Raw genomic sequence first — 13,588 nt, forward strand, 5'->3', positions numbered from 1 at the left:
TGTGTCTGTAGCAACCCACTTTATAGCCATTGATTGGGGCACCAGTCATTTACGAGCTTACCTTTGCTTAGTTAGCGCTTACCAACCAGTGCAAGTTATTGAGAGAGTTAATAATTTTGGCGTAAAAAAGATACAAAGCGATTTTAAAACCACCCTACTAGAAAGCATTACCCCGTGGATTGAGCAGCATGGGGTGCTCGACATTTTAATGATTGGCCAAATAGGCTCTAGTATCGGCTGGAAAGAAACACAATACCTGCCTTGCCCTGTGGCGCCAAGCAGCGTAATTTCGGCAGGGGTAAACTTTGTATGTAACGGTAACCCCATCACTATTTTTCCGGGGCTAAGCTGCCAAACATTGAATGGCCTGTTTGACGCCATGCGCGGTGAAGAAATGCAGCTTTTAGGCTGGCTTAATCTTAATCCGTTACATCAACAGGGTCGCCACTTAATTTGCATGCCGGGCACGCACACTAAATGGGTATTAATTGAAAATGGCATTGTGCAGGTATTTAAAACGGCATTAACCGGTGAGTTGTATGATTTGCTGTCTAACCATAGCGTGTTGATCCAACAAACAACCTCAAAGGCCGAGTTTGACTTTGACGCCTTCAACCAAGGCGCACAATTTATTATAGACAGCGACATTGATAACTTTAGCCACGGTTTATTTAGTGTGCGTAGCGAACAATTATTTGGTGATACAAGCGCCAAACAAGCGCATTGTTATTTGTCTGGGTTGCTGATTGCCCACGACGTAAAAGCAGCGCTGCAGGCCAAAGAGTGGGACTTATCAACCTTGCCACCGGTTACTATTATTGGCTCAAATCACTTGAGCCAGTGCTTTGCTAAAGTGTTAAATTATTGCCAAATAAGTACCAAACTAAGCAGCGCTTACGAGGCGACACTCACCGGGTTTGAAGTGGTATATCGCACATTAAACCCATCAACCACAGCGCCCTTAGCTACCCCATATAAAGCCAAGACTTAAGTTAATACCCAAGCCTTGCCCGCGCTGTTATGGTCTGATTTTATAAAGCCGTGACAGTATCATCTGTTTGGCGATTAGCGCTTTGGCCCTCAACATAGCTTGCACCCGTGGTTAAATGCTTGGCTAAATACTGTTGCAACTGGCGTGTTTGCTGCGCATCAAAGTGCAACCCGAGCTTAGTACGGCGCCATAAAATATCGTGTGCATCCCGCGCCCATTCATGTTTCATCAGGTAATTAACTTCTGCGGCATACAAGCCATGGCCAAAATGTGGCCCTAATTGCGATGTACTGGTGGCTGCACCAATAAAGCTGAGCGTTAAGGTGCCATAACAGCGCACCCAACGCTTGAGCAAACTTAACGGTATGCTCGGATACTGCGCCTGCAGCTGCATAAGGAATACGTCTGCCGAACTAAAATCGCCACCAGGCAGCACACAATTAATGGTACTAGCTTGGGTCATTTGCGGAAAATATGGCGCGAGTAAATTAACTGCGGCTTCTGCCAATTTGCGATAAGTGGTAATTTTGCCGCCAAACACCGACACAAGCGCCGCTTGTTGGCCATTTTCTGTAATGGGGGCGTCGACTTCAAAACGGTAATCACGGCTGACTTTTTGCGCCGATTCAGCTTCGTCATCAATCAGCGGCCTAACACCTGAAAAGGTATGCACTACGTCTTGGCGACTAATTTGGTGGTTAAAATAGCCGTTACTGAGATGTATAAGGTAGTCAATTTCTTGCTCGCTAATTTGCACCTGACCGGGATCGCCTTGGTAGTCCATATCGGTGGTGCCGACCAATGAATAGTCGTCTTCAAATGGCAGCACAAATACAATTCTTTGATCTTCATTTTGTAATATATAGGCTTGTGGCTGGGTGTGTATACGCGGCACCACAATGTGGCTGCCCCTAACTAACCGAATATTTTGTGGGCTGGTTTGCGGTAATATGTCGTCGAACAACTTTGCCACCCAAGGGCCAGAGGCGTTGACCACCGCTTTGGTTTTAACTGAAAAATTTTGGCCCGTTTGCTGACACGCTAACGACACTTGCCAGTGCTGTTGTTGCCGCTGCGCTGCAACGCATTTGGTGCGTGAATAAATTTTGGCACCATTTTGCTTGGCCTGCATTGCGTTCAGTACGACTAAACGTGAATCATCAACCCAGGCATCGGCATAACTAAAACCGTGGGTGATGCTAGCTTTTAGCGGACTATCGCTGCCAAATTTAACCGATTTTGATTTAGGCAAAGTGAGCCGAGTGGCTAAATTGTCGTACATTATTAGCCCCATACGGATCATCCATGCAGGCCGTAAGTGCTTTTGATGCGGTAAGTGAAACGTTAAAGGTTTAATTATATGCGGGGCATTTTTTAATAATACTTCGCGCTCGGCGAGCGCTTCTTTTACCAGCCTAAACTCGTAATGTTCTAGGTAACGTAATCCACCATGGATCAATTTACTGCTGTTAGATGACGTGGCAGAACCAAGGTCATTTTGCTCACACAATAGCACCTTTAGTCCGCGACCGGCGGCATCGGCGGCAATGCCTACGCCATTAATTCCACCACCAATAACAACAACATCGTACATTTCTGAACCGGCTTTCATTACCGTCTATCCTTGTCAGTAGTACAGCTAACTAGCATTAAGTGTAGCGCTTAACCTAAACGCAAATGTTCACACCCTAATTAGTATGATAAATACTATATATTAGATCTACCATAGTGAACCACATGACTCAACAACAAATACTTAACATAACAAACCTAGTAAAAGCCGATTAAGCACAATTATTAAGCTACGCTCGCCTTGCGCGGCTACATTTATTTAACATATGAAGCTAGTCTGGCTTGTGCTCATAATTTATCAATAGTAGTATTTATCATATAAATACCAAGGTTATAGACTTATTTATTAATGCATTGAGGACTAAATGGCTGATCTTGAATTGACTCACCGCCGCAAAAACCCATTAAGCGGTGACTGGGTGCTCGTTTCTCCCCACAGAAATAATCGGCCTTGGCTGGGTGCCACCGAAGCCAATAACCACACTGAAGCTCCAGCTTTCGACGCTCAATGTCCATTGTGCCCTGGCAACCAGCGGGCAAACGATGCAATAAATCCGCAGTATCAGGGCACCTTTGTGTTTACCAATGACTTTGGCGCCCTAAATTCGGCTCAACAATCCGTTGAACACGATGCAACCCACCCACTGTTAATGGCTGAAACCGCCAGCGGTGAATGCCGGGTTATCTGCTTTTCAGAGCAGCACAATTTAACCCTGCCAGAATTGCCAATTGAGGCGATAGAGCAAGTTGTGGATACGTGGCAGCAGCACTATCAAACGTTAGCGGCGCAGTATCAATGTGTGCATATTTTTGAAAACAAAGGCTCGGTAATGGGGTGTTCGCAGCCACATCCGCACGGGCAAATTTGGGCGCATGATCATCTATCAAGCGAAATAGCTGTCGAAGATGCCAAGCAGCACGCTTATTTTGCCAAGCATGGCCGCACAATGCTGGCCGATTATGTCGAGCACGAAACGAATACCCGCACCCGCGTGGTATTTGAAAACAGCCATTGGTTGGTTGTGGTTCCATACTGGGCCGCTTGGCCGTTCGAAACTCTAGTCGTTGCCAAAGATGACGTGCGCCATTTTGGCCAAATGAGCCAAGCGCAAAAGTCAGCGTTAGCCGAGGCCATTAAAGTACTCACTACCAAGTACGACAACTTATTTAATTGTAGTTTTCCGTATTCGATGGGCTGGCACAATGCGCCGTCGCAAACCAATACCGATGACAGCCACTGGCGCTTACATGGCCACTTTTATCCGCCACTGCTGCGTTCGGCAACCGTTAAAAAACACATGGTAGGGTATGAAATGCTGGCCGAGAGCCAGCGAGACATTACGGCCGAAACTGCTGCCGCCTTACTACAACAAGCCAGTGATATTCATTACAAACAAGGACGTCGCGATGAATAAGTACACTCTTGCTCAACGCTTTGAGCAAGCATATCAAACGCCAGCATCAGGCACGGTTAGCGCCCCAGGTCGGGTCAATATTATTGGGGAATTTACCGATTACAATGACGGTTTTGTTCTACCAGCGGCACTGACATTTTTAACTCAAGTAGCCTATTGCCAGCGGAGCGACCAACGCATTGTGGTGCGCTCAAGCATGTACCCCGATGAAGTTGAGCAGTTTTCACTAACCGAACCTATAACGAGTGGCGACTCGCAATGGGGCAACTATATAAGGGCGGTAGTATTTGTATTGCACCGCGCCGGTCACCAGCTATGCGGTGTCGACCTATTAATCGATAGCGATGTACCACAAGGCAGCGGCCTGTCATCCTCTGCCGCCTTAGAAGTCGCCATTACCGGAATGTTTAATCATGTTTGTCAGCTTGGGTTGTCGCTGGAACAAATAGCCCTGTTGGGTCAGCAAGCTGAAAATGACTTTATGAACTGCCAATGCGGAATTATGGATCAATTAATTTCGGCCACGGGCATTGCGCAACATGCGGTATTAATTGACTGTCAAAACCTAGCCAGCTCCGCGATTAAAATTCCTGATGACTTAAATTTAGTAATTGTAAACTCAAACTACCCTCGCAAGTTGGTCGAGAGCGAATACAACCAACGCCGCATTGATTGCGAGCAAGCAGCTAACATAATGGGCGTGACCAGCTTGCGCCACGCTGATTTACCTTTGTTGCAGGCGCATAAAAGCAAGCTGTCTGATACACAGTACCGCCGAGCTCACCATGTTATTAGCGAAAACAACCGCGTGATTGCCGCCACTACAGCACTGGCGGCTAACGATATGGATCAGTTACGACAACTCATGACCGCGTCGCACCAGTCGTTAAAATTTGATTTTGAAGTGACCGTCCCCGCCACTGACGGTTTAGTGGAAATTTGCCAGCAAGCCGTAGGCGAACGTGGCGCAGTGCGCATGACAGGCGGCGGATTTGGTGGTGCCATTGTTTGCCTATGCCGAGCCGAAGACGTAATCGTAATTAAACAAGCAATCAACCAGCAGTACCATAGCCGCTTTGGTTTACACGCTGATGTCTATGTTTGCCAGGCTGGCGCAGGGTTAACGATTAACCCCAATTAAAAATATCAAATTGAAGGGATATCAATATGCTTAAGCATCACTACCGAACGATTTTGAGCGCTGCCAGTCTTGGCTGTTGTAACTTAGTGGCACATACCGCCATTGCAGCAGAGCAACTTTATCCCAATATATTACCCACTGCTGCAGCGCCGGCTCTTTCAGCGGCAGCGCAAGCTGGACAGGCCGCTTATGCGGTAGGGGTAAGAACCCTAACAATTAACCATGCCAATCAATTTGATGCGATAAGCCAAACCGTTAAAGACCGCCCCTTAACACTGGAGGTATGGTATCCAGCAGCATTAACCGACAAACAACCAAGCCTTGCTAAAACCAGTTACCACAACCAAACCCGTTTGGGGCACCCGTTCGAAATTGCCGCCAATGCTTACCGCGATGCTGCGATTGCTCAACAATCTAAACAGACATTTCCACTCGTGGTGCTATCTCACGGTTATACCGGGTACCGCACGATTATGTTTTACTTGGCAGAACACCTTGCCGCCAACGGTTACATTGTTGCTGCCATCGACCATACCGACTCAACCAATGCTGAAGTTAATATGGTGACAAATCCGTTTAGTGGCTTTTTTAGCACCTTATTAAATCGCTCACGCGATCAGCAGTTTACTCTGGACTACCTAACTAGCCAGCCTCATTTTGCGACCAATATTATCAATAAAGACCATGCTGGCTTAGTGGGCTATTCCATGGGTGGCTTTGGCGCAATCAACACTGTAGGCGCTTGCTACCAATTTAACGATGCCATCACAGCACGCTTTACTGGCACCGATAATCCGCAAATCATTCAACAAGCTAAGGCGCTACTTAATACTTGCACCGCCGGACACCCCACAGCCAGTGCTGACCCTAAATGGCAAGCGGCTGTGGCAATGGCGCCTTGGGGTGGCCAAGACAAATTATTTAGCACGCAATCGCTACAAAAAATAAAGGTGCCAATGCTATATATGGCCGGTGATTTAGATGATATATCGGGTTATGCCAGCATTAAAGACACCTACCGACAAACAGGGGCGCAACGCTATTTACTCACTTACCACAATGCTCGCCATAATATTGCCCCACACCCCGCACCTCAAGTGGCCTACAACAACGAACTTGATTTAGGTCATTACTTTGAGCCAGCTTGGCGCAACAGCCAGCTTAATAGTATTAACGAGCATTTTGTTTTAGCGATGATGAACTGCCACGTTAAAAAACAACCGCAGCAATGCCAATACCTGCAATTAACAGACTCAGCAAATCAACAAGATGCTAACGGTAAAAAATCGCCGCCTTGGTTCGGTTTTCCAGACCGTTATGCCACTGGCATGAGCTGGCAAAGCGACGCTTTACAACCTTAAAAAGGTTGAATGTAAATGGCGGTACGGCAACAACAATGTTACCCACTTGTTGCCGCACCACCGTAATTTGTATCAATTAACACTGCTAGTAATTTCGGCTCAACGCCCTGTCAAAAATCCAATAACGGCACAAAACTAACGCCAAACACAACCCCAAACCACTGAACTAAATATAAATTTAACGATAATAAATATTACCTGCCAACAATTACCACCACTTTACCGCTGCTCTGAACATGAAAAACAGCCCTCCCCAACTGCAACAGTTGTTAATTAAAGGTTGATATTTAGACTTACTTAATATATTTGTAAGATAAATACGTTTTAACCGTGAAGTCAGCTATCAAAAAAACAAAAACATAACTAAGGGAAATAAAAATGTATACAAAAGGAATGTCTACACTCGGGAAAAGGACCCACGTTGCGCTAGCAATTGCTGGTGTCTTAGGCAGTTTGGGGACTGTCGCTATGGCCGCCGAAGCAGAGCAAGGCGCAGAGCAAATTGAAGTCATTACCGTAAAAGGGATCCGCAGTAGTTTAAAGAACTCCATGCTCGACAAGAAGTCAGCATTGGTCGTTTCTGACGGGATTTCAGCAGAAGATTTAGGTAAATTCCCAGATCTTAACGTGGCTGAATCATTACAGCGTATTACTGGTGTGGCTATCGACCGAAGTGGTGGTGAAGGCCAAGCTGTAACCATTCGTGGTTTTGGCCCACAATTTAACACCGTACTGGTTAACGGTCGCCAAGTGGCTACCGATAGCGCAGGCCGTGAGTTTAATTTTGACATTCTAGCGGCTGAGCAAATCACAGGTGCTGATGTTTACAAAACATCTCGCTCGAGCCTGCAAGAAGGCGGCATTGGTGGCACGATTAACCTATCTACCGCTAAACCTTTTGATTATGAAGGCTTCCAGTTAGTCGGTTCGATAAAAGGCATGTATGAAAGCCTGTCTGAAGAGGTTTCTCCTTCGGCATCAGCCTTAATCAGCAACACCTTCAACAACGACACCATGGGCGCACTCCTTGCGGTGAGCCATCAAGAACGTGATGTACAAATCAACCAAATAGCCACTGCGGGCTGGCGTTCAGGCCAAACCATTTCTAACAGTCGCGATGGTGTGTTGTTTACCAATGCTTATATTCCACGTAACTGGGACCAAATTGTTGATGAACAAGAACGTACGCGTACTAACGCGAGCCTAGTGTTCCAGTATGCACCGTCAGACGATATCAGCATTACGTTAGATGGTTTTATCTCTAAGTTTGAAGTTGACTCACAAGTAACCGACCTTGCGTCTTGGTTTGAACCCGACCGCGTAGGTAGCGCCACGATTGACCCTGCAACGGGCACGCTATTAACCTTTAGCCAAGACGTTGGCCTGCATAATGGTAGTGGTGATCCGGCGACGGATTTCGTATCACACACACGTAATTCACGTGACGTGACTAATACCGGTTTTGGCTTAAATGTAGACTGGGATATCAACGAGCAACTTAATGCAAACTTTGATGTTTCAACATCAAACGCTGAAAACGACCGCGCCGGCCGCGACCGTTTTAACGTTGTCGGTATGATCAATAGCTATGCATTTGACGGTACAGGCGGCACACCAACCGTGACGCACGACGGTTTTGTGAATGGCAGCTTACCCGATGCAAGCTTGTCACGTATGCACTATAACGAAAAAGGTAATCAGTTTAGCGATGAAGACGATATTACAGAATACAAAGCTGATTTTGAATTCACGCCAGACTCACTAGCCTTTGCCAAAGCCAATTTTGGTATTTACCGCCAAGAGCGTGAAAAGTCGTCCTTCCAGATTTTTGGCAATCAATGTGCATTTTGTGGTTATGGCGTGGCAGCGCCTAATGACGTAATCGACTTTAGCCCTTATACCGCCAATAACTTTTTCCCAGGCTTAATCGACACCTTCTACAGCTATGACGGCGATGCCATGCTCGATTACTTAGCCGATGAAGGTTACCCAGTCGAACCGACGCTACAAAACAACCGCTACACGATTAAAGAAGATATCACTAGCTTGTACATGAACTTTACGTTTGTGTATGAAATAGCTGAAATGCCAGTCACAATTGACTTAGGTGCCCGTTACGCTACGACCGACGTTGAAGTCGCGGCAGTTCAAAGCTTTGTAACCGACATAGTGCCAACGTCAGACGCCACTTTGTTCGCCAACGTCTTTGGTCCAGCAACCGATATTACCGGTAGCGATAGCTACGCAAACTTACTGCCAAGCTTGAACATTAAGTTAGACGTACAAGATGACATGGTGGTTCGTTTCGCCGTTTATGACTCATTAACACGTCCGACAATGTCACAAATGTCGCCAGCAACTACATTTGGTGAGCCACGCCGCCAAAACCTAACCGCTAGCGGTGGTAACCCGTCACTCAAGCCTTTCACGTCTGAAAACTGGGATATCTCTTACGAGTGGTATTTTGACGATGCCAGCTTGTTTAGCTTTGCATTTTTCAGCAAAGAAGTGGATAACTTTATTGTCACCTCTACGGGTTCTGAAACGTACAACATGACCGACCGTCAAGGTACGGACTTCTTGTGTAGCACCGACAACTCAGCGTTATGTGCATCAGACATTGTTCCAACAACTGACGAGCTTAACGGTGCGCAAGAAGTTTACGCCGTAACTCGCCCCGCGAACGCCGACACTTCACACGTAACTGGTTACGAAGTAGGTGTGACCCATATCTTTGAAAATGGCTTTGGCTTTGTGGCTAACGCAACAGTCGTCGACAAAGAAGGCTTTGAGCTAGAAGGCCTAGGCGATTCACAAAACGTAGTGGTGTTTTACGAGCAAGATGACTGGCAAGCACGTGTTGCCTTTAACAATCGTGAAGGGTTCTTACGTCAGTCAGACAACGGCTTTAACGGCGAACCTATCAATACCGATACGTTTGGCCAGTGGGATATTAGCGCCAGCTACGACATTAACGAGCATGTGGCCGTGTTCTTTGAAGGGATTAACATCACTGAAGAAGAGCTACTGCAAACCGGCCGTTACGACAACCAGGTCTACTCAGTTGAAGACAATGGTTCACGTTACGCAGTGGGCGTTAGAGGCAAGTTCTAACGTTTAGCTAATCATTAAAAGACAGGTGCTGGTGCACCTGTCTTTTTTTAGCGGCGTAAACAAAAGACCTGAACACTAAGGCATACCAAGCCACCAATTTAAATGTTACATTTGTGTTACCAGATTTAACTAGGAAGTATAAATCCATGCCGAAAACAATAAAAAAAATCGCCATTGTAGGCGGCGGCACTGCAGGCTGGCTCACCGCCGCAATCCTTGCAGCACACCATAGAAACCATCAAATCAGCGGTGTTGAAATCACGCTTATTGAATCGTCAGACATCCCAACTATCGGTGTGGGCGAAGGTACATGGCCCACGATGAAAAACACTCTGCAGCAAATTGGGTTAAAAGAAAGTGATGTTTTTAAAACCTGCAACGCGACCTTTAAACAAGGTGGAAAATTTGTAGACTGGGTGCATGGCAATGGCGATTTTTATTACCACCCGTTTACCGTACCACTGGGTTATGGTCGTATCGATCTCGCGCCTTATGTGAGCAACATAAAAGATTATGCCCCAGAAGCTAATTTTCAACATGCCATTTGCGAAGCAGGCCTAGCGCCTAGAGGCATGGCCGAAGGCGAATACCAAGGTCGTTGTAATTATGCGTATCACTTAGATGCCGGCGCCTTTGCCGAGATGCTGAAACAGCATTGTAAAACCAAGCTCAACGTCAACCACCTTATTGCCACCGTCGACAGCGCCGACCAAGATGAACTCGGCAATATTAGCCGCCTACGCCTCGGCAATGCGGCAGACTTTAAAGCGGATCTATTTATTGATTGCTCGGGTCTGGCAGCACTCTTAATTGGCAAAACGCTCAAGGTGCCGTTTATTAAACAAGACAAAGTGCTATTTAACGACCGCGCTTTAGCGATGCAAGTCCCCTACGATAACGACCAAAGCCCCATTGCCAGCCACACCATTGCAACCGCGCAAAATGCAGGTTGGATTTGGGATATTGGCTTAACACATCGCCGCGGTGTTGGTCATGTCTATTCCAGTCAGTATTTGTCTGACGAACAAGCAGAACGCAACCTGCGCCAGTACATTGGCCCTGCTGCCGATGGCTTAATGGTTAAAAAAATCTGTTTTGAAAGTGGTCACCGCGAACGCTTTTGGCAAAACAATTGTGTCGCAGTTGGTATGGCTGCGGGCTTTGTTGAACCGCTTGAAGCCACTGCAATTATGCTAGTTGAAATGTCGGCGCGCTTTATTGCCGAAAACCTGCCTGTCAACCAACAAGTCATGGCTGTAACGGCAACACGATTTAACCAACAAATGGACTACCGCTGGCGCCGCATCATTGATTTCTTAAAACTGCATTACATGCTTACCCAGCGCAAAGAACCGTACTGGCAAGCTCATTGTGAAGCCGACTCGATTCCGCAAACACTAAAAGACGACTTAGCAATGTGGGCATTTCGCGGCCCAACCATTAATGATTTTAATGGCCCTATTGAGCTGTTTCCGGCGGCCAGTTACCAGTACGTACTGTACGGTATGGAGTTTAAGCCCGACTTCACTCAACAAGCCCACCTATACCAACAGCATGCTCGAGCACAGCCGATACTAAGCCAAAATCAGCAACTTACTCAGCAAATGCTGAATAATCTACCTCCGCATCGTGATTATATTACCCGATGGTTAGCAAGCACCAACTAAAAGAATGATAACAATGAAAACATTAGTCGAGCTGTCACCAGAACAACATAAACACCTTAATGTAGTACCAAACAGCGGTGCCAAACATGTGGCGCAACAAAACCTAATTAACTTACGGGTTACCGAAGTAGCTAAAGCCGCTTGCTGCATGCCGATATTTTTTGTACGCGATAACCATAGCGGCAATTGGGTACTTACCGGCTTTACCAGCTTTGTGCAAGGCCAAAACTTATTGGTGCGTGATGACCAATGGCGCGCACTGTACACACCAACAGCCCTGCAAACTCATCCATTTTACTTAATGCAGTCACCGAAGGACCCACAACAATACACTATCGGTTTAGATCCAGAATCTAGCGCATTAACGACCGAACCGGGTGAAACCATGTTTGATGAACACGGCAAAGCCAGCCTGTATTTGAGCAATATTAAAACCTTGATTGAAACCGATTTAAATAACGACATGTTGACCCATAAATTCAGCCAAAAAGTGGTCGATTTGGGCCTACTAAAAGCGGTAAACATTGCCGTTAACCACCAACATAATGCTAGCCAAAGCCTCAACGGTTTATTCACGATTAATGAAGAAAAGCTGCAGCAATTACCGAGTGACTCACTAAAAGAACTAAGTAAGCTCGGATATTTATCACCACTTTACGCCATGCTGACCTCGTTATATCAGCTTAACGCGCTCATTCAATACCATAACCAAGTCGCCGACAACAACAGCATTACACACATAAAATTAGAAGCTAGCAAAGTTTAGGCATTGCGCTAAAACAACGATTAACTCTAGGGATAGACAATGTCAGATAGCATAATTCAAGGACTGGTTTTTACCATAGTCACAGCCATGATTGGCTTTTTAACCTATTGGAAATGCCGTGGTGCAAACCGGCGGCAATCAAACCAAAACAGGGAATATTTTTTGGCTGGCGGTAGTTTAGGCTGGGTGTTCGTAGCAGGTTCTATTACGTTAACCAATTTAAGCACCGACCAACTCGTGGGCATGAACGGCAACCAAATGGCGTTGTTGGCTTGGTGGGAGCTCGCCGCCGTGATTGGCTTAGTGATTCTTGCCAAAGTGTTTTTACCTGTTTATTACCGCTATAACTGCACCACCACCACCGAGCTTTTAGAGAAACGTTACAACAACATACATATTCGTGCCGTGATTGGCGGGCTATTCTTATTAGGTAATGCGTTTATCTACATGCCAGCGGTTATTTATTCTGGCTCACTGTTTATGCAAACCATGTTTAATGTCGATATTCCATTAATGTATATTGCTGTGGCATTTGCCAGCATTGGCGCTATGTACGCCTTTTTTGGTGGGTTACGTGCCGTGGCAGTATCTGATACATACTCCGGCGTACTCTTGTTTGCGATGGCTATTTTAGTGGTGTTTCTGTCGCTACAAGCGATCAACTTTGATTTTAGCGATATTCCTGCAGAACGCTTAACCATGATTGGTGACAATGACTCACCTTTACCTTGGCACACCTTATTGACCGGAATGATCTTTATTCAAGTCTATTATTGGGGCACCAACCAAACGATTACTCAACGCGCCATGGCCGCTCCTACAGTAAAAGAAGCCCAAAAAGGCGTATTAGTGGCTGCCGGTATTCGATTATTAATCGTGCCGAGTATTGTGGTACTGCCCGGCATTATTTCATACAAGCTCTATGGCGATATTGGTGATGCTGCGTATGGCCGCATTGTAGGTGATGTATTGCCAACTTGGCTGACCGGCGTATTTGCAGCAGCAATGGCTGCTGCCGTGCTATCGACCTACAACTCACTACTCAACTCGGCAACGGCACTATATGTGTGTGACATTCACGAAACTTATATTAAGAAAAACCCTAACGTGGTTCATTTAAGTGGCTGGGTGACTTTATTATTGAGTGCATTAACGCTCACGTTGGTACCCATTTACCAGCAAGCAGAGAGCATCATTAATTTGCTACAGCAGTTAAATGGCTTATTAAGCATGCCTATTTTGTCGATATTCATCGTGGGATTGCTGTTTAAAAACGTGGATGCGCGCTCTGGCATTGGTGCCGTTATTTTTGGGGTGCTAATGTATGCATCACTCACTTTTGAGTTTTCACCGCTGCACTCGAGCTGGCACTATATTCATTTAATGCCGATAACCTTGGTGGCTTGTATCAGTTTTTCGCTGTTAACCAATCGCTTTATTTTTAAAAATACCGCATCGTTTAACCGCAAACTATCAAGCTCGTTAGCGCCATAACCCTGCTAAGTTAACCAAATCTGTGTTAATAACTAAAAGGCTAATACTGACAATATTAGCCTTTTTT

Annotated in this window: 9 protein-coding genes; 8 read left to right on the top strand and 1 reads right to left on the bottom strand. The window is 46.1% G+C overall.

What is annotated here, in order from left to right; translation table 11 throughout:
- The first annotated feature begins 1 nt into the window (after nt 1).
- The gene (locus RGE70_RS17310) at nt 2-991 is read left to right on the top strand and encodes a 2-dehydro-3-deoxygalactonokinase (protein WP_310472666.1); all 990 of its coding nucleotides are present in this window, start codon (nt 2-4) and stop codon (nt 989-991) included.
- Between the two features lie 40 nt (nt 992-1,031).
- On the opposite strand, the gene glpD is transcribed toward RGE70_RS17310, so the two are convergent.
- On the bottom strand, nt 1,032-2,603 hold the full coding sequence (gene glpD, locus RGE70_RS17315; protein WP_310472667.1) for a glycerol-3-phosphate dehydrogenase: 1,572 nt from the start codon (nt 2,601-2,603) through the stop codon (nt 1,032-1,034).
- A gap of 325 nt (nt 2,604-2,928) precedes the next feature.
- Between glpD and RGE70_RS17320 the strand changes: the two genes are divergently transcribed.
- The 7 genes from RGE70_RS17320 (at nt 2,929) to RGE70_RS17350 (ending at nt 13,521) form a co-directional block, all read left to right on the top strand.
- Nucleotides 2,929-3,978 carry a UDP-glucose--hexose-1-phosphate uridylyltransferase gene (locus RGE70_RS17320; protein ID WP_310472668.1) on the top strand — a complete coding sequence of 350 codons (1,050 nt, stop codon included), beginning with the start codon at nt 2,929-2,931 and terminating at the stop codon, nt 3,976-3,978.
- A complete protein-coding gene (gene galK, locus RGE70_RS17325) occupies nt 3,971-5,119 on the top strand; it encodes a galactokinase (protein ID WP_310472669.1) in 1,149 nt (382 codons plus the stop codon). The genes RGE70_RS17320 and galK overlap by 8 nt, the downstream gene beginning before the upstream one ends.
- A gap of 26 nt (nt 5,120-5,145) precedes the next feature.
- Nucleotides 5,146-6,480, top strand: a complete 1,335-nt coding sequence (locus RGE70_RS17330) for an alpha/beta hydrolase family protein (protein ID WP_310472670.1) — start codon at nt 5,146-5,148, stop codon at nt 6,478-6,480.
- A 378-nt stretch (nt 6,481-6,858) separates the two neighbouring features.
- Nucleotides 6,859-9,594: a TonB-dependent receptor gene (locus RGE70_RS17335; RefSeq protein ID WP_310472671.1), complete on the top strand. Its 2,736-nt coding sequence runs from the start codon at nt 6,859-6,861 to the stop codon at nt 9,592-9,594.
- Between the two features lie 146 nt (nt 9,595-9,740).
- On the top strand, nt 9,741-11,261 hold the full coding sequence (locus RGE70_RS17340; protein WP_310472672.1) for a tryptophan halogenase family protein: 1,521 nt from the start codon (nt 9,741-9,743) through the stop codon (nt 11,259-11,261).
- Between the two features lie 13 nt (nt 11,262-11,274).
- Complete coding sequence (locus RGE70_RS17345; protein WP_310472673.1) at nt 11,275-12,027, top strand: SapC family protein; 753 nt, start codon at nt 11,275-11,277, stop codon at nt 12,025-12,027.
- A 39-nt stretch (nt 12,028-12,066) separates the two neighbouring features.
- Nucleotides 12,067-13,521, top strand: coding sequence for an SLC5 family protein (locus RGE70_RS17350; protein WP_310472674.1), 1,455 nt, complete (start codon nt 12,067-12,069; stop codon nt 13,519-13,521).
- Nucleotides 13,522-13,588: the final 67 nt, after the last annotated feature.

Source organism: Shewanella youngdeokensis, from assembly GCF_033180165.1.
Classification (GTDB): Bacteria; Pseudomonadota; Gammaproteobacteria; order Enterobacterales; family Shewanellaceae; genus Shewanella; species Shewanella youngdeokensis.